Here is a 19,154-nt window from a genome sequence, read left to right as displayed (position 1 = left end):
TCGGTCCACGGTGGAGAATCCGATCGACCGACCCCGGGCGGCGCGGCCCGTCGTACGGTCGGGGATGCGATTTGCCGATGCCGTGGTGCCCGCCGAATGGGCGGACGAGATGCTGGTTCACGCGCCCTTTCACGGTGCCGACGCCGGCACGGCGCCGCTGACCTGGGCCCAGCAGGTGACCTGGCGGGCGAACGCCCGCAACGGCTCCAACCACCGCTTCCTCAACCTGCGTCGCACGGTGCCGGTCTCCGCCCGGGCCGGCGCCGACACCGAGCGCGCCACCCGGGCGCTCGGCGCGCTGGTCGGCCGGCACGGGTCGCTGCGCACCCGGGTGCGCACGGTCGACGGCGAGCACCGCCAGGAGACCGCCGCGACGGGGCACCTGCCGCTGCTGGTGCTCGCCGGCACCGGTGACGGCGCGCGGGACGCCCGGGACGCCGCGGACCGTCTCGCCGGCGTGGCGTTCGACCATGCGCGGGAGTGGCCGGTGCGGGTCGCCCTGGTCACCGTGGACGGCCGGGTACGGCAGGTCGTGCTGGTCTTCAGCCACTCGACCGTCGACGCCCACGCCGCCGAGGTGGTCCTGCGGGACCTGCGGCTGCTCCTGCTGCGTGGGCGGATCGACACCCCGCCCGGGCCTCAGTCGGTGGACGTGGCCCGGCTCCAGCACGGTGCCGAGGGACGCCGCTCCGAGCGGGCCGTGGCGTACTGGCTGCGGGAGTTCGCGGGGCTGCCCGCCGAGCCGCTGCCGCCGGGCGGCCCCGGGCTCACCCCCCGGCTGCGCCGGGGGGTGCTGGTCTCCTCGGCCGTCGACCTGGCGGCCCGGGCGATCGCCGCCCGGCACCGGGTCAGCAGCTCGGCGGTGCTGCTCGCCGGCGTGACGGCGCTGGCCGCCGCCCGGTCCGGGCGGGACCGCTGCGGCCTGTTCCCGATGGCGCACAACCGGTTCCCCGCCAGGTACGCGAACGCGGTCGCGAACCTCGGGCAGATCGGGTTCGGCGTCCTGGACGTGGCGGACCGCCCCGCGTTCCCGCTGCTGCTGTCCCGCGTCTGGCAGGCGTCGCTGAACGGCCTGCGGAACGCCTTCTACGACCCCTCCGCGCTGCGCCGGGGATTCGTCGACGCCGACCGCGACTACGCGACCGCGTTCCTGCCGCACTACTATTTCAACGATGTCCGGCTGCCCGCTGGCACCGCGGCTGCCGCGCCGGAGGTGACCCGTCGCGACCTGCGGGCCGCCATGGCGCACACCGGCTTCTCCTGGACGAGGGGGCTGGACCGGGCGTCCTGGCATCTGCTGACCCACGTGGTCGACGAGCCGGGCGGGGTGGGGATGACCCTCACCGTCGACACCCGTCACGTCGCGGTCGACACGGTCGAACCGTTCCTGCGCGAGCTGGAGGAACTGCTGGTGGAAGCGGCATTCGCCGAGGTGTCCTGGCCCTTGGCCGCCCCGGCGGCGGCCCCGGTCGCGGTGGCGACACCGCCCGTGGTGCTCCCCGCCGAAGCCGGCGAGGAGGTGGCGTACGCCCAGTTCGCGGGCGGCCGGGTCGGGACCGGCCCGCTCACCTGGGGCCAACGGGCGATGTGGCGGGCCGTCGAGGAGTTCGAGTCCCCGAGCCACAGCGTGCTGAACCTGCGCCGCGTCCTGGCCGTCTCCCGGCGGGCCGACGTCGACGTGGCGCGGGCCGTGCGGGCCCTCGCGGCCCTGGTGGACCGGCACGAGTCGCTGCGCACCCGGGTGTGCTCCGTCGACGGCGAGCTGTACCAGTCCGCCGCCCCGGCGGGCCGGCTGCCCGTCCTGGTGCATCCGGTCCCGCACGCCGCGGCCGACCCCGACGGCCGGACCGCCGCCGCGGCCGATCCCGACGGCCGGACCGCCGCCGCGGCCCTGGCCGACCGGCTGGGTGCCCCCCGCTTCGACCACGCCGCCGAGTGGCCGCTGCGGGCCGCGCTGGTCACCGTCGACGACCGGGTACGACAGGTCGTGCTGGTATTCAGCCACTCCACCGTGGACTTCCACGCCACCGAGACCGTGCTGCGGGACCTGCGGATGCTCGTGCTGCGCGGTTCGCTGCCCACCCCGCCCGGTCCGCAGTCCCTCGACGTGGCCGAGCGGGAACGGGACGGGGAACGGCGTCGCGGCGACCGGGCGGTGGCGTACTGGACGCGACAGTTCCCCGGCCTCACGGTGGGCCTGTTCGACCAGGTGGGACCCGGGCTCAGCCCCCGGTACCGTCGGGGCTCGCTGGTTTCCGAGGCAGTGCATCACGCGGCCCGGCTCGTCGCCGCCCGGCACGGCGTCAGCAACGCCTCCGTCCTGCTCGCGGCGACCGCCGCCGTGCTCACCGCCGACAACGGCGGGGACGTCTGCGGCGTGTTCACCATGGCGAACAACCGGTTCCAGCCCGAGTACGACGTCGCGATCAGCAAGCTCAACCAGATCGGGCTCTGCCGGCTCGACCTGGCAGACCGGCCCGGGTTCGCCGAGTTGCTCTCCCGCGCCCGGGGGGCGTCGCTGGACGCGTACCGGCACGCCTACTACGACCCGGCCGAGCTGGAACGCGCGTTCGCCGAGCGGGGGCTCGACTACCGCACCGCCCTGGCCCCGTTCTGCTACCTCAACGACATCCGGCTGCCGCACGCCACCGACCCCGAACCGGTCGGCCCGGACGAGGCTGCCCTTCGGACGGCGGCGGGCCGCAGCACGTTCCGCTGGCTGGAGGAGCTGGACCGGTTCGCCTGGCGCTGCCGCCTCCAGGTCATCGACGCCCCCGGCGCGGTCGAGTTGGCGATCACCGTGGACACCCGCTACCTGCCGCCGGAGCGTGCCGAGCGGTTCCTGCGGGCCGTCGAGGCCCTGCTGGTCGAGGCTGCCTTCCACGATGTGCCCTGGCCCTGGTCGGCCCCCGCCTTCGCCGGGTAGGGCCAACGGGTGGCGCAGGTGTGGCGGGGGACGTGCCGCCGGCATGCCCGCGCGCCTGGTCCGTCAGCCCGGGTGGCCGAGCGTTGCCCTCATGAGGTGATTGATCCGGCCTGGCGTCATCTGCCAAAGACCGGTCCCCGCGACGGTATCTCCGCTCGCCGCGCCGGCTCCTGAAGCCATGACCACACCGACGCGGGGCCGGAGAGTCCCCGGGCCGGTCACCTCCGTCGATGGGAGACAGTTGTCATGGCGTTTCTGGGTAGCCGTGCCCGCCGCGCGGCGCTGGCCCTGCTCGCCGGCACGGCCCTGGCCGGCCTGCTGGGGACCACCGCCACCGCCGCTCCGCCGACCGGCAAGCCGGACCGGGTGCTGGCCGTCACCGACGTCTGGATGCGGGACGTCGCCACGGACGTCGGCCTCCAGCCGCACACGGGCAGCCCGATCTGGGCCAGCCCCGACGTCAAGATCTGCCCGACGGCGGTGGAGTGCGCGACCAGCGCGAACGCGATCGTCGGCATGACCAACCACATCTTCGTGAAGCTGCGCAACCCCGGGCCGTACGGCTCGGGCATCGACAGCGGGGCGCTGCGGTTCTACCGCACGACCCCGGGCGGCAGCATGGCCTGGCCGATGGGCTGGCTGCCGGTCGCGGCGGTGAGCGTCGTCGTCGCACCGGGCGTCACGACGGTGAGCGTCCCGTGGGGCGGCGTCCCCGGCCCCGGTCACTTCTCCCTGCTGGCCGTGTGGGAGTCCCCGAACGACCCGTTGCCGTTCCTGACCGCCGACATCCTGACCAACGTCCGGAACAACAACAACATCGCCTGGCGCGACCTCAACTCGATCAACCCGTTCACGGGTGGTCCTCCGGGATCCGGCCCGGCGTCTGATTGATCCGGCCTGGCGTCATCTGGACAACCGCCACCCCCGGTGTCGGTATCTGCGGTCGGTCGGCCGGCTCCTGAAGGCATGACCACGCCGGCGCGGGAACCGGGCCGGAAACCTCCGTCGATGGGAGACAGTCGTCATGGCATTTCTGGGTAGCCGCGCCCGCCGCGCGGCGCTGGCCCTGCTCGCCGGCACGGCCCTGGCGAGCCTGCTGGCCACCACCGCCACCGCCGCTCCACCGACCGGGAAGCCGGACCGGCTCATGACCCCCACCGACGTCTGGATGCGGGACGGCGCCTTTGACGTCGGCCTCCAGCCGCACTCGTACAACCCGATCTGGGCCAGCCCCGACATCAAGGTCTGCCCGACGGGGATGGGGTGCGCGACCAGCGCGAACGCGATCGTCGGCATGACCAACTACATCTTCGTCACGCTGCGCAACCCCGGCCCGTACGGCACGGGCATCGACAGCGGGGCGCTGCGGATCTACCGCACGTCCCCGGGCGGCGGGATGGCCTGGCCGACGGACCTGACCTGGGTCGCGACGGTGCCCGTCGTCGTGCCGCCGGGCGCCACGACCGTGGTCGTCGCGTGGGGCGCTGTGCCCGGTCCCGGGAACTTCTCGCTGCTGGCCGTGTGGGAGTCCCCGGACGACCCGTTGCTGCTGCTCACCCCGGACCTGCAGGTCAACGTCCGGTACAACAACAACATCGCCTGGCGCGCCCTGCAGTCGGTCTAGCCCTCGCGGGCGGAGCGCCGGATCCGGCCGTTCGCCGTCGCCGACCGCTGATCGCTGATCGCCACCGTCGCCGCCCGGTAGGCGTACGGCGGGGTCCCGGACTGTCCGGTCCGGGAACCCGCCGTACGCCTGTCAGCATGACGATCATCGTCAGGCGCCACCGGGCGGAATCCGGCGTTGTTCGGCGCCGGAAGGGGGCGCCGGCCCGACGCGGAAGGAACTGGCCGAACGGCGCTGCCGGGGGCGGGGCGCCGACAGGCCGGCCGGCGGCCTCAGCCCAGGCTGACCCAGTCGGTGGCCACCGCGTACCCGTCGGCGCGGGCGGCGAGCCGGACCGGGCCGGCCGGGGGAGCGCCCAGCGAGAAGAAGCCCACCTCGTCGACCGGCGACTCGTCGTACTGACCGGTGGCCGTCCGGGCGGTGACCCGACCGCCGCGGGCGGGGGAGAGCTGACCGACGATGCCGGCGTCGTTCACCTCGATCTCCAGCACCACGGCGCCGCTGCGGAAGGACAGGGTCCGCGTCGCGCCACCCGAGCGGGTGAGCCCGGCGGGCTCGGCGTCGCACGCCGAGTCGAACGTCAGCTCGGCGACCGCCAGTTCGGCGTCCACGGTCCGCCAGGCGAACGCTGCCCGCGCGGCGGTCAGGAACTCCTCGGGGACAGGCCCGGCGTCCCACAGCGCCGCGCCCAACTCCACGGTCAGGGCATCGTCATCGACCGGCGGCCACGGCGCCATCGCGGTCACCCCCGTTCTTGTTGGGGCCGCGACGGGCCCCGAGGAACGGGGCGAGCGTCGGGCAGTTACGCAGCTTGTGCAGGCAGCGGCCCTGGGTGGGGCCGATGCTACCGACCGGCATGCCGAGTCGCTCGCCGATCTCCCGGTAGCTGACCGGGGGATCGGCCGTCAGTAGGGCCAGCAGCTCCTGGCAGCGGGGCGGGAGCTGGGCGAAGCCCTCCCGCAGCGCCTGGCCGCGCTCGGCCCGCAGCAGCTCCTCGTCCGGCGCCGCCACGTCCACCGGCGGCCCGTGCCGGGCGTCGAGCGCGTCGTCGTGCGGGTCGACCGGCTGGCTGCGCCGGCCGAGGCGGGACAGCCGGTAGCACTCCCGCCGGGCGGTGGTGGCCAGCCAGGCGGCCAGCGCCTGCGGGTCCCGCACCTGGTCCAGCCGCTCCACCAGGCGCAGCCAGACGGTCTGGTTGACATCGGCGGCGTCGGCGCGGCTCATCCCGTGTGCCCGGATCACCGACACCACCAGCGGGGTGTAGCGGCGTACCAGCTCGGTCCAGGCCGCCTCGTCCCCACCGGCGGCGGCGACGACCAGTCCGGTGGCGGTCGGGTCGCTCACCGGCGTGCCCCTTCGCCGCCCGGGCCGGGCCTCACGAGACGAGCACCCCGTAGTCGGGGTGCCAGCGGGGGTTGGCGAGCAGCGCGATCCGGGCCGCGTCGGCGCTCAGGCCCCCGGCGACCATCATGGCCGCCAGCCGGCCGGAGACGTACGCCGTGGCGAACGAGGTGCCGGACCACCCGGCGAAGCCGTGGAACACCCTGGTCGGCCGCCCCGGCAGCGGCAGCTGGCCCACGACGTACGTGCTGTCGCGCTCGCCGACCGCGCAGGCATCGATCCACGTGCCGAAACCGCTGTACGCCGCCGGCACGATGCCGGTGCCGGACCGGCTCACCGCGGCCACGCCGAGCACCCGGCCCAGGGCGGCCGGCCAAGCCGGGCGGCTGGTGCCGGCGTTGCCGGCGGCGGCCACTACGGCGGTCTGCGCCGGCAGTGCGGCCACGGCGTTGACCAGGGGCAGCGGGGGCAGGTCGTCCTGGGTGAAGCCGCCCAGGGACAGGTTCACGATGGAAACCTGCGGCCCGAGGCGGGACATGGCGGCCACCAGCATCGCCTCGTCGCCGACGCCGGTGGGGTTCAGCGCCTGCTCCGGGTCGACCTTGACTCCCGGCGCGGCCTGCCGGACCACCCCGGCGACGAAGGTGCCGTGGCCACCCTGCGCGGCCAGCACGGTCCCGGAGACGTAGAGCGCGTCCTCGTCGTCCGGCTCCGGGAGGTAGCTGCCACCGAGCCACTGGGGGTGGTACACGCCGGCCTGTTGCCAGATCCCGGTGTCGCAGACGCCGACGGTCACCCCGGCGCCCTCGCCGAGCCGGGCCGGGTTCGGCGGGGCCAGCGCGGCCACGGCCTGGGGCGGGCTGCCCGGGTTGCCCATGATGTTGCCCAGGCCCAGCAGCACGTGGTGCGGCTGTACGGCCGGGACAGGCTGGCCCGGCCACTGCTGGGGGTTGCGCAGCGCCGCCACCACCGTGGGGATGTCGGTCTCCTTGCCGAACAGCAGCCGGGTGACCCCGGCGAAACCGGCGCCGACGGTCACCTGGTGCCCGCGCGAGCGCAGCCAGGCGGTGACCCGTTGGGCGTCGGCATTGGACGCGAGCAACTGCCGGGGGCGGTAGAGGAACTCCCGGCCCACGACGGTGTGCCGGCGGACGTTCGGGTCGGCGGCCAGGGCGTCGGAGAAGGCGCGCTGGTACGCGTCGTCGTCGCCGGTGTCGCCGGCGGCGGCGGCCGGTCGCAGCGAGCTGCCCAGGGGCGCCGCCGCGGCGAGCGCGCCGAGCGCCAGCAGCCGCCGACGGGACAGCCGGCCGGCCGGCTGCGGCGTGCGGGGGAGGTCAGGCGGCACCGGTCCTCCAGGCGGTTGCGGGTGGCGCGATCGACGGTGTCCCCGGTGTGGTCGCCACAGCACTTACCGGGCGTGGTCGATTCTTCCAAACCATTGTTGAATGTCAATGACGTGAATGGTCGCCCGATCCGTGGAATTCCCACCTGCCCCATCCGCATTGACGCTGGCCGGTTCATCGGGAACGCTGTGCGGCATGGCCGACAGCGCCGATCCCGGTGCCGGAGCGGCCCAGTCCGCGCTCGACGCGGTGCAGCGCTATCCGCGCGAGGCGATCACGATCGCGCAGCGGGTGCTCGCCGCCGGCCGCGCCGTCACCGGCGACGAGCGCTCCACCGCCGAACGGGCCGTCGGCCTGGCCCTGCGGGAGCTCAACGACCTGCCCGGCGCGCTGCGTCACCTGCGCCGGGCGGTGCGGGCCGCCGCGACACACCGCACCCGCGCGCTGGCCCGGATGAGCCTCGGCTACGTCCTGGCCAACTCCGGCCGCACCGGCGCGGCCCTGCGCGCGGTGACCGCCGCCCTGCCCACGCTCACCGGGGCGGACGCCGGGCGTGCCCGGATGCAGCGGGGCGTGGTGCTGCACTACCGGGGCCGCTACGACGAGGCGGTGCGCGACTACTCCCTCGCCGTCGAGATCGCCCAGCGCGAGGACGACCCGCTGCTGGAGGCCCGGGCCCGCAACAACCGAGGTCTGCTCAACGCCCACCGGGGCGCCGGCCGGGGCCGCGACGACGACCTCGCCCGGTCGGCGGCGATCTTCCAGCGGCTCGGGCTGGAACTCGCCGCCGCCGACACCCGCTGGAACCTGGGCATCGCGGCGGGCCAGCGCGGCGACACCGTGGGCGCGCTGCGCTGCTTCGCCGAGGTCGAGCAGGAGTACCGCCGGCTGTCGGTGCCCCGGCCGGCGCTGCTGCTGGACCGGTTCGAGCTGCTGCTGTCGGTGCCGCTGCTCGACGAGGCGGTCGAGGTGGCCGGGGCGGCGGTGCGGGAGCTGGGCCGCCGGGGGATGGCCTCCGACCTGGCCGAGGCGCTGCTGGCCCAGGCCCGCGCCGCGCTGCTCGCCGGGGACCTGGACACCGCCGCCGAGGCCGCGGCCCGGGCGCGGGTCCGCTTCCGCCGCCAGGGCCGCCGCACCTGGACCGCCTTCGCCCGGCACGTCGAGCTGCGCGCCGAGTTCCGTCGCGGCACCCGCTCGGCGGCGCTGCTCACCGCGCTGGTGCGTACCGCCGACCAGCTCGACGCGACCGGCTGGCCCGGCCCGGCGCTGACCACCCGGATCGACGCCGGTCGGCTGGCCGTCGCGCTCGGCCGCACCGAGAAGGCGGCGACCCTGCTGGGCCGGGCGGCGCGGGCCCGTCGGCGGGGCACCGCGTCGGGCCGGGCCCAGGGGTGGTACGCCCTGGCGCTGGCGCGCCGGCTCGCCGGGGACGACCGCTCCGCAGCCCGGGCGCTGCGGCGCGGACTGGCCGTGCTGGACAGCCACCGGGCCTCGCTCGGCGCCGCCGAGCTGCGGGCGCACAGCGGGGCGTACGGGCAGCAGTTGGCCGCCGAGGGACTGGACCTCGCGGTGCGGTCCGGCGCCCCCGGCCGGGTCCTGGCCTGGGCGGAGCGGTGGCGGGCCAATGCCCTGCGCACCCGGCCGGCGCTGCCGCCCGAGGACCCGGACCTGGTCGCGGCGCTCAGCGAGCTTCGCCTGGTCAGCAGCCTGTTGGAGGATGCCCTGCTCGCGGGCCGACCGACGCACGCGCTGCGGGGCCGACAGGCCCGGCTCGAACAGCGCATCCGGGACCTGGCCCGGCGCGCGCCCGGCGGCGGCGACGTTACGGCCCCGCCGGGCGTCGCGGCGCTCGCCGCCCGGCTCGGCCCGCGCGTGCTGGTGGAACTGGTGGCGCATGGAAACCACCTGCGGGCGGTGCTGGTCCGCGACGGCCGGGCCAGCCTGCACGACCTCGGTCCGCTCGCCGAGGCGGTGGAGCAGGCCCGGCGGCATCGCTTCGGTCTGCGCCGGCTGGTCACCACCGGCGACACCGCGGCCGCCCGCGCCGGCGTCGGGCACGCCGCGGCGGTGCTGGACCGGCAGCTGTTCGACCCGCTGCGCCGGCGGCTGGGCGACCGCCCCCTGGTGCTCGTCCCGACGGCGGCGCTGCACGCGGTCCCGTGGTCCGGCCTGCCGACCTGCGCCGGGCGGTCGGTGACGGTGGCCCCGTCGGCCACGGCCTGGCTGCGCGCGGACGGCCGGGTGGCGCCCGATGGCGCGCCGGTGCTGGCGGCGGGCCCGCGCCTGCCGGCCGCGCGGACCGAGGTCGGGCTGCTCGCCCGCGAACTGCCCGGCTCCCGGCTGCTCGCCGGGGCGGACGCCACCGCCGGCGCGTTGACCGCCGCGCTGGACGGCGCCGGGCTGGCCCACATCGCCGCGCACGGCACGTTCCGGGCCGACAACCCGCTCTTCTCCGGCCTGGAGTTGGCCGACGGGCCGCTGCTCGCGTACGAGCTGGAACGGTTGCCCCGCCCGCCGGGCTGCGTGGTGCTTTCCGCGTGCGACTCGGGGCTGTCCGGGGTGCGCCCCGGCGACGAGGTGCTCGGCTTCACCGCCGTGCTGCTGGCGCTGGGCACCCGGTGCCTGGTGGCGGCCGTGTTGCCGGTGCCGGCCGACCTCACCACCGCACTCATGCTGGACCTGCACCGCCGGATGCGCGCCGGCGTCCGGCCGGCACAGGCCCTCGCCGACGCCCAGGCCGCGTTCGTGGCCACCGGCGACGGCTCCGCCGCGGCCACGGCCGCCGCCTTCGTCTGCTTCGGCGCCGGCTGAGCGATGCCCGCAGCGGCCGCGGATGGCTTGGTTGCGCCGCCCACCGGAGGACCCGGCCCGACGGGTGCATAGCGCCGTCGTATGACCCGGAGGGGATGATCAGAAATCCATACCCATCAATATAATTTTCGTCATCTCGAACACGGTGCGTCCACCGGCGCGCCGGTCCCCCGATTCGGAGGAACATATGGTTCGCTGGCGTACCCTCACCGGCCTGTTGGCCGCCGCGCTCGTCGCGGTGACCGCGAGCAGCCTCACCCTCACCGCGCCCGCCGCCGCGGCGCCCGACGACACGATCACCCCCAATGTCGTCGGCGGCACCCGGGCCACCCAGGGCGAGTTCCCGTTCATGGTGCGGCTCTCGATGGGCTGCGGCGGGGCGCTCTACAGCCCGCGGCTGGTCCTCACCGCCGCGCACTGCGTGGGCTCCACGGGCACCAACACCAGCATCACGGCCACGCTCGGCGCGGTCGACCTGCAGTCCAGCAGCCGGATCACCGTCCGGTCGAACTACGTCTACCGCGCCCCGGGCTACAACGGCTCGGGCAAGGACTGGGCGCTGATCCGGCTGGCCACCCCGGTCACCGGCCTGGCCACCCTGCCGATCGCCACCAGCGGCGCGTACGACAGCGGCACCTTCACCCTCGCCGGCTGGGGCGCGGCGCGGGAGGGCGGCGCGCAGCAGCGCTACCTGCTCAAGGCCACCGTGCCGTTCGTCAGCGACTCCGTCTGCAGCTCCAACTACGGCGGCGACATCATCCCGGCCGAGGAGATCTGCGCCGGCTACGCCAGCGGCGGCACCGACACCTGCCAGGGTGACTCGGGCGGCCCGATGTTCCGCCGGGACGCCAGCAACGCCTGGATCCAGGTCGGCATCGTCAGTTGGGGCAACGGCTGTGCCCGCCCCAACTACCCGGGCGTCTACACCCAGGTGAGCTACTTCGCCTCCGCGATCGCCGCGGGCGCCGCGAGCCTCGGCGGCTGACCGGACGACAGCACGGGTGCGGCCCGGCCGGACGATCGGCCGGGCCGCACCCGTGCGCCGGGCCTATTGGGCGGCCGGCGGCGTCCAGCCGGTCGGGACGTGGCCGATCCGGACCCGCTGCGGGTGGTCGCCGACGGGCACGCTGGCCACCTTCTGGCCGGTGGCGAAGCTGATCGCGGTGACCCGGTCGGAGCCCGCCTCGGAGATGACGCAGTCGCGGCCGTCCCCGCTCACCGTCGCCCAGTACGGCTTGCCGGCCGCGACCAGCGGGCCGGGGGCGAGGGTGGCCCGGTCGACGACCGTGGCGTAGTCGTCCATGGTGCCGGCGACGCAGAGCTTCCTGCCGTCCGGGCTGACCGACATGCCGTGGTGCCGGGAATCGTTGACCCAGGTGGTGCGGTCCTCGCTGGTGTTGGGGTTCTTCGGCAGGGTGGCGATCCGGGTGATCTTGTCGGTGGCCACGTCGTACTCGACGAAGCCGTTGAAGAACGACACCTGGAAGTAGAGCCTGCGCTCGTCGGGGGTGAAGACCGCGGGTCGGACGGCGTCGGAGAGGTCGCCGCGGCCGAAGGCGTCCAGCCGGGGCCGCATGTCGATCTCCTTCACCGTCTGCAGGGTGGCGGCGTCGGCGATCGTGATGTGCCGGTCGCCCTTGGTCCAGTCCTGCGACGGGTCGTCGAGGGAGGTGTTCACCTCGCCGATGGACATGTTCCAGATGTGCCGGCCGCCCCCGGTGAAGAGGTTCTCGTGCGGCTTGTCGCCGGTGCCGAACGAGCCGACCTGCCGGCCGGTGTTGATGTCGAGGACGTGCACCTTGTTCGAGGTGGAGGCGGAGACCGCGACCCGGGTGCCGTCCGGCGAGACCGCCATGTGGTCGGAGCGGAACCCGGAGACCGGGAACCGCCACCGCACCGCCCCGGTGCTCAGGTCGATCGAGACCACGTCGGCGAAGCTGGGCCTCGACGCCACCAGCGCGGTCCCGTCCGGAGTGGTGTACATGTCGTCGACGAGCTGGTCGTGCCCCTCGCCGGGCCCCTGCTGGATGCCCAGGTAGAACGCGAGCTTGATGGGATTGAGGTAGATCTCCCAGAGCCGCTGCTGCCTGTCCGGGACGACGTTGACCCGGCCGAGGCGGGCGTAGTCGCCGCGCGGGCGGATGACGTCCACGGTGCCCTCCCAGTTGTTGCCGACGAACATCACCTCCGCCAGCCCGGCGGCGGCGGGAACGACGGCGGGGGCGGCGACGGCAGGGGCGGGCGCGGTGGCGAGGGTGAGGGCGAGGGCGGTGGCGAGGGCGCCGTACCGGTGTGGGCGGGGACGGTGGGCGCGCGGGAGCGCGGACGGTGCTGCGGTCATGGACTGCTCCTGGACGGTGGGGCGGCCGTGGTGTGGCGTTCCGCGGCGCGGAACGCGGTGTTACCTTGCGGTAACAGAAGGAAACCAACCGAAGCCGGACTCCCGGTAGGCGACGGGGGCCAAAACCGGGCCGGGTCGTTGTGGACGGGCCACAGTGGCCGTGGCGAGGGGAGCGGGCCGATGGCGCTGACGGAGCGGACCGGGCCCCTCGGTGCGCTGCTGCGCGAGCTGGCCGCGGACCGGCAGGTCGTGGACGAGATGGTCGAGGCCGCCCGGGTGCACTCACCGGAGGTGGCGCGGCTGCCGCCGGCGGAGAACCGTCGGCACGTGGCGGCCCTGTTGGCCGCTGGGCTGGCCTCCTTCCAGCGCCTGGCGGAGCCCAGCGAACGGGACTTCGCGGAGGCGCGGCGGCTCGGCGCCGACCGGGCCGGGCAGGGCGTCTCCGTCGCGGGCCTGCTGCGCGGGGTGCAGGCGGGCCGGCAGAAGGTGGTGGAGATCGCGCTGTACCGCGGCCGGGCCGCCGGGATATCCGACACCGCGCTGCTGGAGGCCATGCTGGAGCTCGGCCGGTACGCCAGTGCGCTGGAGCGGGCCCTGGTCGACGGCCATCACACGGCGGAGCTGGAACTGGTCCGCACCCGGCGGGACGCCCGTAACCGGCTGCTGCGGCGGCTGCTGCTCGACGAGGCGGCCGACGGCCGGCCGGACGAACTGGCCGGGTTCGGGCTGCGCCCCGACGGTCGGTACCACTGCGTGGTCACCGACCTGACCGACCCGGCCCGGATCCCCGCGGTGCGGCGGCAGTTCGGCGGGGGCGGGGGTGTCTTCGGCACGGTCGACGACCGGCTCGCCGGCCTGTCCCCGCGGCTGCCGTCCGCCGACCTGGCCGACGCCGCCGTGCTCGTGGTGGCCGCCCCGGCCCGACCGCTGGCCGAGGCCCCGACCCTGCACCGGCTGTGCGTGGCCGCGCTGCGCGTCGCCGCCCGGGCCGGGCTGCGCGGTCTGCACGGGGTGGTCGACCTGGCCGGCGAGACCGCGCTGGCCGCCCAGCCGGAGCTGGCCGGGCTGGTCAGCGGGGAGTTGCTCGGGGCTCTCGACCCGGCCGACGACTTCCACCGCCAGCTCGCCTCGACCGCGCTGGCCTACCTGGACCACGGGCAACGGCTGGACCTGACGGCCGCCGCCCTGCACCTGCACCCGAACACCGTGCGCTACCGGCTGCGCCGGTTGCAGGAGCTGGCCGGGCTGCCGCCGACCCTCGCCGAGCCGGGCGGCCGGTGGCCGGTCCCGCAGACCGTGCGCTGGTGGTGGGCGCTGCGCACCTGGTTGGGGCAGGAGTGAGGCGTGCCGCCGGTCCGGGCCGCACGCCTCACCCACCCCCCTGCGGTGGCCTCAGACGATCCGGGTGAGCCGGATCGCGTCGGCGATGACCAGCCCGGCGGCGGTGGTCCACCGGCTGACCCCGACGCGGTTGGCGTCCCCGGCCGGCAGGGCGAACGTGCCGAGGGAACGCCACTGCCCGCCGGTGGCGCGCTGGTCGACGTGGACGGTCCGGTTGCCGGCGGTGGTGGCCACGATGTACGGCGTGGCGCTGTTGTAGCCGGCGTTCGCCGGCCACCAGGCGTCGACCCGGTAGCTCCCGGTTACCGGGACGTTGACCCGGTACCAGGCGACGTCGCTGGACTGCACCGGATCGGCGTAGCGGTAGTCGGCGCCGTACCGCTGCCCCGAGTACGACGAGACGCCCCAGTTGGCGCTGGCGGTGAACCGCCCGGCGGTGGAGTTGTCCACGATCGCGCTCCACGCGCTCCCGCCGGACATCCGGGCGGCGACGTCGGCGCGCATCACGTCGAGGTCGATGAACGACGGGTCGATCTTCCCGGAGGTGCTGGTCTCGCGGTGGCCCCGGGCGTGGCTGGCGTCCCGGCCCAAACGGGTGAGCACCGCGGCGGTGGCGGCGACGCACGCGTTGTACTGGGCGCTGGTCATCTCCTGGTTGACGCCGTTGTAGTCGATCTCCCAGCCGATCATCAGGGTGTTGCCGTCGCCGGCCGGGATCGGGCCGCTGCCGCGGCTGGCGCCGGCATGGTTGCACCGGCCGGCGGAGATCAGGTGGAACACGCCGTGGTAGTCGACCAGGGCCTGGCAGAGCGGGCCGGGCAGGTCGGAGCGGCCGTTGATGCAGATGTTCAGCGCCGGGTGCGGGTTGGTGGCGCTGGAGGTGGACGCGGTGTGGTGCCACAGCACCCCGATCGGGGCGAAGTCGCCCGGGCGCGCCCGGTTGCGCCAGTCGCCCTCCTCGACGACCTGCACGCCCGCGGCCCGCAGCACGTCGGCGAGCCAGGGGACCGTGGCCATCAGGGCGCCTGGATCAAATCGGCCAGGCACTCGGCCGGCGTGGCGGCGCGGGCCGGGGCGGGCCGGGCGGTGGCGGTGACGGTGAACGCGGCGGCAAGCAGGGCGGGTAGGCCGAGCAGGCGGCGACGCCGCAGGGTGGTGGAGGGGGAGGTGGCCACGACACTCCTCGATGAAGGACGGGGGCCCCGTCGATCGACGATCACGATGACGGGCACGCTATACCGTCACGAGAGTCGATGTCGATACCCTTCGACCCCTCAGATCATCCTGAAGCTTTCTGCCCGATCCGGCTCAGCCGGCCGCCGGCGCGGAGTGGTCGGCCTCGAACCGGGCCCGGGTGGGAGACTGCGCCGGCGCGGCCCCACGGCGCCGGTGACCTGGTGTGTCACGGGTTGCTCGTCTCCTGCTCGGGGGTGAGCCGCGCCCAGTCGGTGACCACCGGGATCAGCTCGCCGGCGGCCCACAGGGGCAGCTGGTCGTCGAAGTGCGGGTTGTCGGGGCGGCCGGAGGCGCCGAACGGCACCACCCACCGGCTGTCCGCCCGGTCGGTCAGGTCCCAGACGTAGCGGGCGACCGGGCCCCGCCAGCAGGCGTCGGAGAGCCCGGGGACGCTGCTCGTGGCCAGCACGCAGTCGGCGTCGCCGGAGAGCGCCACGCGCTCGCGCATCTCCGCCACCGCGACGTCGACCTCCCTGGCCACCGACAGGTGCACCGGGTGCAGGACGTGCCGCCGCCCCCAGGTGCCGGGCGGGTCGCCGTGCGCCACCTCCTCCAGCGCGGCGGCGGCCACGGGCCCCACGTCGACGCCGAGGCGGTCCAGCCCCGCCACCACGGCGTCGAGGGCGTGGCCGATGCGGCCCAGGGGGTTGGTCCACGCCGCGAACAGCTCGTCGTACGCGCCCCCGGCGCGCAGTGGGCGCAGCCGCGGGTGCTCGTGCAGCCCGCGGGCCAGCGCCGCCCGCCAGGCGGCGAACGCGCCGGCGTCGGTGCTGTCGGCGCGCATCCGCCCGTCCCAGGCGGTCAACCGGTCGCGCAGCGCCCGGGCCGGCGCGCTGAGGGCGTCGGCGTCGAGGCGGTCGAGGGCGCCGCGCAGGACGGCGGCCTCCAGCCGGTCGTCGGTGTGCACGGTGGACGGCTCGGCCCCGGCCGCCAGCAGCGTACGGATGCGCCGGGCGCGGTGCGGCGGGGCGAAGTCGACGCCGAGCGCCGCCACGTCGGGCCGGCGGTCGTTGGCGCAGACCGCCGGCCCGGTCACCGCGGTCCGGGACATCGGGGCGTACTCGCCGGTCCAGTCGTAGCGCGGCTCCCAGCCGGGCACCGGTTCCCGCCGGCACCGCTCGTCGCGGACCGGGACGAGGCCGGTGACGAGCTGGGCGATCGCCCCCGATCGGTCGGCGACGAGCACGCTGTTGACCGGTTCGACCCAGTGGCGCAGCGCCGTGGCGACGTCGTCGACGGTCCGCGCCCGCAGCAGCGGCAGCAGCGCGTCGAAGCCGAGGCGCTGCTCGACCCGGGCGGGGGTGCGCAGGCTGATCGCCTCGCCGGTGTGCCGGTCCTCGTCGATGACGGGCCCCCGGGGCGTCTCGATCACCTCGACCTGCACCGGGTCGCCGCCGCGTACCCCGATGCGCTCGACGTGGTGGCGGGCCGGCGCCCAGCCGTCGGCCTCGCGCACCAGGACCCGGTCGCCGTCGCGGCGCAGCTGCTCCCGGTAGAGGTCCTGGTAGTCGGCCATCGCGTTGGTCACGGCCCAGGCCACCTCGCCGGCGTGGCCGAAGTGCGGCAGGCCGGGGACGCCGGGGAAGGCGAACCCGAGCACGTCGAACTCGGGGCAGGCCAGCCGCACCTGGTGGTAGATGCCGGGTAGTTCGAGGATCCGGTGTGGATCGCCGGCGATGACCGGGCCCCGCCCGGTGGCCGGTTCGGCGGGCACGGCCCAGGCGTTGCTGCCCGAACCGGCCGGCGGCTCGGCGCTGAACAGCCCGGCCGCCGCCGGCCCGAGGGTGGCGGCTACGTGCGCGTGCCACAGCTTGTTCGGGAAGGTCGCGAACAGCACGTGCTGCACCAGGAAGACCCCGAGCGGGGACCACGGTCGCCACCGGCCGGGGGCGCAGCCGGCCGCCGCGAACTCCGGGGACCCGGCGGCCCCCTCGGCGAGCCCGTCGTTGACCCCCTGGGCGTAGGCGGCGGCCCAGCGCCGGGTGGCGGGGTCGAGCCCGGCGTAGCAGTGCCGGGCGGTGTCGTCGAGGCGGGCCCGGCGGGCGAACCGGTCCCAGCCCACCTCGGCGGGCCCGACGTGCTGGGCGAGCCGGCCCTCGGAGCGCCACCGCTCCACCTCGATCTGCCACGCCCGGTCGAGCGCCGCCGCCCGGCCCTGGAGCCGGGCCAGTTCGTCCACGGTGTCCGCCCACAGGTGCGCCACGCCCCAGGCGTCGCGACGGATGCCGGTTGTCCGGGCGTGCGGCGCACGCGGCGAGGCAGGCTCCCACAACAGTGCCAATTTAGGTTACCCTCCCCTAACTTGGGTGGACCCTACTGGAGGGGTGCGTGAAACGGAACCGGGCAGCCCTGATGCTGCGCGCGATGGCCGGACGGACCTTCCGGCGAAGCGGCCAACGCCCGCGACCTGACCAGGCACCTGCGCCGTACCCCCGGCGTGGGCAAGCACCAACTCACCGCGCTCGGCTACTGGAGCGCACGGTGAGGTCGCCCTTCGGCACGCTCACCGCCCTCCACGTCCCGGTGCTCGCCGCGAGCTGAGCGGTCCGAGCGCTTCCCTTCCGCCCAGGAGCGCCATGAGCCTGTCCGAACCCGCCGTCCGGACGCCGTCCGTCCCCGCCCATCCGCTGCCCACCCGGTGGCTGATCCTCGCCGTGCTCTGCCTCGCCCAGGTCACGGTGGTGCTCGACAACACCGTGCTGACCGTGGCGGTGCCCGTGCTCACCGCCGAGTTGGGCGCCAGCACCGCCGACGTGCAGTGGACCATCAACGCGTACGCGCTGGTCCAGTCCGGACTGCTGCTCACCGCGGGCAGCGCCGTCGACCGGTACGGCCGGCGCCGGCTGCTGCTGGCCGGCCTCGTCCTGTTCGGAGCCGGCTCGCTGGCCGCGGCGCTGGCCCAGTCCACCGGGCAGCTCATCGCGGCCCGGGCCGGCATGGGCATCGGCGGCGCCCTGCTCGTCACCGCCACCCTCGCGGTGGCGATGCAGGTCTTCGACGCCGCCGAGCGGCCCCGGGCGATCGGCATCTGGGCGGCGGCCAGCGCGCTGGGTTTCGCGGCCGGGCCGCCCGTCGGCGGGCTCATCCTCGCCCGCTTCCCGTGGGAGGCGATCTTCCTGGTCAACGTCCCGATCGTGGTGGTCTGCCTGGTGGCCGCCGGGCTCCTGGTGCCGGAGTCCCGCAACCCGTCCGGCGGTCGCCTCGACCTCGGCGGGGTGGTGCTGTCCACGGCCGGCCTCACCGCCGTGGTGTACGCGATCATCGCCGGCCCCGACCGGGGCTGGGTCTCCGCCCCGGTGCTCGGCACGGCCGCCGGGGGAGTGCTGATGCTCGCCGCGTTCGTGTGGTGGGAGCGGCGGATCGCCCACCCCATGCTGGACATGGGCTTCTTCCGGGACCGCCGCTTCGTCGGCGCGGTCTCCGGGGTCGTCCTGATCACCTTCGGCGCCACCGGCGCGCTGTTCCTGCTGACCCAGCACCTCCAGTTCGTGCGCGGGTACCCGGCCTGGGAGGCCGGACTGCGGATGGTGCCGTTCGCGCTGTCCATCGTCGTGCTCAACCTCGCCGGCATCGCCGCCCGGCTGATCCACCGGCTCGGCACGGCCGGGGCCATCGCCGTCGGCATGACCCTGCTCTGCGGCGGCCTGCTGTTCGTCACCCATGCTCCGGGAGACGGCTACGGCGTGCTGCTGGCCGGCCTGCTCACCATGGGCGCCGGCTGTGCCCTGGCCAACCCGGCGATCGTGGAGGCGGTGATGAGCGCGATCCCGCCGGAGAAGGCCGGCGCGGGCGCCGGCGTGGACGGCACGATGACGGAGGTCGGCAGCAGCCTCGGCGTCGCCGTCCTGGGCGCCGTGCTGAATGCCCGGTTCGCGGCCCTGCTGCCCGCCGCGCTGGCCGGTGCCGGGTCGTTCCCCGCGGCGCTGGCCGCCGCCCGGACCGACGCGGAGCGGGCCCAGGTCGCCGACGCCTTCCGCGCCGCGTCGGAGTCCGGGCAGACGGTGGGCGCGGTCGCCGTCCTCGCCGGTGGCCTGGTCGCCGCCTGGCTGCTGCGGCGGGCGCACCGCACCGGCTGAGGCGCACTCCGGACCGGCTGAGGCGCACTCCGGGCGGGGCGCGACGCCGGCCGGAGCGTGCGGCGTAGCGGCGCCGGGGTCCTGCAAGCTGCTCGCAAATGCTGGAAGTTGTTGC

The 19,154-nt window shown here is 75.4% G+C and carries 14 protein-coding genes and 1 pseudogene; 8 read left to right on the top strand and 7 right to left on the bottom strand.

The window, feature by feature from the left end:
* Positions 1-64 precede the first annotated feature (64 nt).
* The 3 genes from OG559_RS28275 to OG559_RS28265 all read left to right on the top strand — a co-directional run bounded on the left by OG559_RS28275 (position 65) and on the right by OG559_RS28265 (position 4,550).
* Positions 65-2,926, top strand: a complete 2,862-nt coding sequence (locus tag OG559_RS28275) for a condensation domain-containing protein (RefSeq protein ID WP_405109268.1) — start codon at positions 65-67, stop codon at positions 2,924-2,926.
* A gap of 246 nt (positions 2,927-3,172) precedes the next feature.
* Positions 3,173-3,817: a hypothetical protein gene (locus OG559_RS28270; RefSeq protein WP_405109265.1), complete on the top strand. Its 645-nt coding sequence runs from the start codon at positions 3,173-3,175 to the stop codon at positions 3,815-3,817.
* A 133-nt stretch (positions 3,818-3,950) separates the two neighbouring features.
* Positions 3,951-4,550, top strand: coding sequence for a hypothetical protein (locus OG559_RS28265; RefSeq protein ID WP_405109263.1), 600 nt, complete (start codon positions 3,951-3,953; stop codon positions 4,548-4,550).
* A gap of 272 nt (positions 4,551-4,822) precedes the next feature.
* Here OG559_RS28265 and OG559_RS28260 read toward each other — a convergent pair whose 3' ends face one another.
* The 3 genes from OG559_RS28260 to OG559_RS28250 are packed head-to-tail and all read right to left on the bottom strand — an operon-like array spanning position 4,823 to position 7,236.
* On the bottom strand, positions 4,823-5,287 hold the full coding sequence (locus OG559_RS28260; RefSeq protein WP_405109260.1) for a hypothetical protein: 465 nt from the start codon (positions 5,285-5,287) through the stop codon (positions 4,823-4,825).
* Positions 5,262-5,894 carry an RNA polymerase sigma factor gene (locus tag OG559_RS28255; protein ID WP_405109258.1) on the bottom strand — a complete coding sequence of 211 codons (633 nt, stop codon included), beginning with the start codon at positions 5,892-5,894 and terminating at the stop codon, positions 5,262-5,264. Before OG559_RS28255 ends, OG559_RS28260 begins: the two co-directional genes overlap by 26 nt.
* Before the next feature lie 31 nt (positions 5,895-5,925).
* Positions 5,926-7,236 carry a S8/S53 family peptidase gene (locus OG559_RS28250; RefSeq protein WP_405109255.1) on the bottom strand — a complete coding sequence of 437 codons (1,311 nt, stop codon included), beginning with the start codon at positions 7,234-7,236 and terminating at the stop codon, positions 5,926-5,928.
* A gap of 193 nt (positions 7,237-7,429) precedes the next feature.
* On the opposite strand from OG559_RS28250, the gene OG559_RS28245 reads away from it, so the two are divergent.
* Both OG559_RS28245 and OG559_RS28240 read left to right on the top strand, forming a co-directional pair.
* Positions 7,430-10,045: a CHAT domain-containing protein gene (locus OG559_RS28245; protein WP_405109252.1), complete on the top strand. Its 2,616-nt coding sequence runs from the start codon at positions 7,430-7,432 to the stop codon at positions 10,043-10,045.
* 187 nt (positions 10,046-10,232) lie between these two features.
* A complete protein-coding gene (locus tag OG559_RS28240) occupies positions 10,233-11,030 on the top strand; it encodes a S1 family peptidase (RefSeq protein WP_405109250.1) in 798 nt (265 codons plus the stop codon).
* Between the two features lie 63 nt (positions 11,031-11,093).
* On the opposite strand, the gene OG559_RS28235 is transcribed toward OG559_RS28240, so the two are convergent.
* A complete protein-coding gene (locus OG559_RS28235) occupies positions 11,094-12,386 on the bottom strand; it encodes a YncE family protein (protein WP_405109247.1) in 1,293 nt (430 codons plus the stop codon).
* 180 nt (positions 12,387-12,566) lie between these two features.
* Here OG559_RS28235 and OG559_RS28230 point away from each other — a divergent pair, with 180 nt between their 5' ends.
* Positions 12,567-13,727: a helix-turn-helix domain-containing protein gene (locus OG559_RS28230; RefSeq protein WP_405109244.1), complete on the top strand. Its 1,161-nt coding sequence runs from the start codon at positions 12,567-12,569 to the stop codon at positions 13,725-13,727.
* A 51-nt stretch (positions 13,728-13,778) separates the two neighbouring features.
* Here the strand turns inward: OG559_RS28230 and OG559_RS28225 are convergent, their stop codons facing one another.
* The 3 genes from OG559_RS28225 to OG559_RS28215 all read right to left on the bottom strand — a co-directional run bounded on the left by OG559_RS28225 (position 13,779) and on the right by OG559_RS28215 (position 17,235).
* The gene (locus tag OG559_RS28225) at positions 13,779-14,744 is read right to left on the bottom strand and encodes an N-acetylmuramoyl-L-alanine amidase (RefSeq protein ID WP_405109242.1); all 966 of its coding nucleotides are present in this window, start codon (positions 14,742-14,744) and stop codon (positions 13,779-13,781) included.
* Entirely contained in the window at positions 14,744-14,902 is a 159-nt protein-coding gene (locus OG559_RS28220) for a hypothetical protein (protein ID WP_405109239.1), read from the bottom strand. The genes OG559_RS28225 and OG559_RS28220 overlap by 1 nt, the downstream gene beginning before the upstream one ends.
* A 227-nt stretch (positions 14,903-15,129) precedes the next feature.
* Complete coding sequence (locus OG559_RS28215; protein WP_405109237.1) at positions 15,130-17,235, bottom strand: penicillin acylase family protein; 2,106 nt, start codon at positions 17,233-17,235, stop codon at positions 15,130-15,132.
* 123 nt (positions 17,236-17,358) lie between these two features.
* On the opposite strand from OG559_RS28215, the pseudogene OG559_RS28210 reads away from it, so the two are divergent.
* Positions 17,359-17,448 (top strand): annotated as a pseudogene (locus tag OG559_RS28210) (siderophore-interacting protein); the annotation flags it as partial.
* A 91-nt stretch (positions 17,449-17,539) separates the two neighbouring features.
* Positions 17,540-19,039, top strand: coding sequence for an MFS transporter (locus OG559_RS28205; protein WP_405109235.1), 1,500 nt, complete (start codon positions 17,540-17,542; stop codon positions 19,037-19,039).
* Positions 19,040-19,154: the final 115 nt, after the last annotated feature.

The sequence above is a fragment of the Micromonospora sp. NBC_01405 genome, assembly GCF_045040155.1.
Lineage (GTDB): Bacteria > Actinomycetota > Actinomycetes > Mycobacteriales > Micromonosporaceae > Micromonospora.
This window is presented reverse-complemented; position numbering and strand designations above follow the sequence as displayed.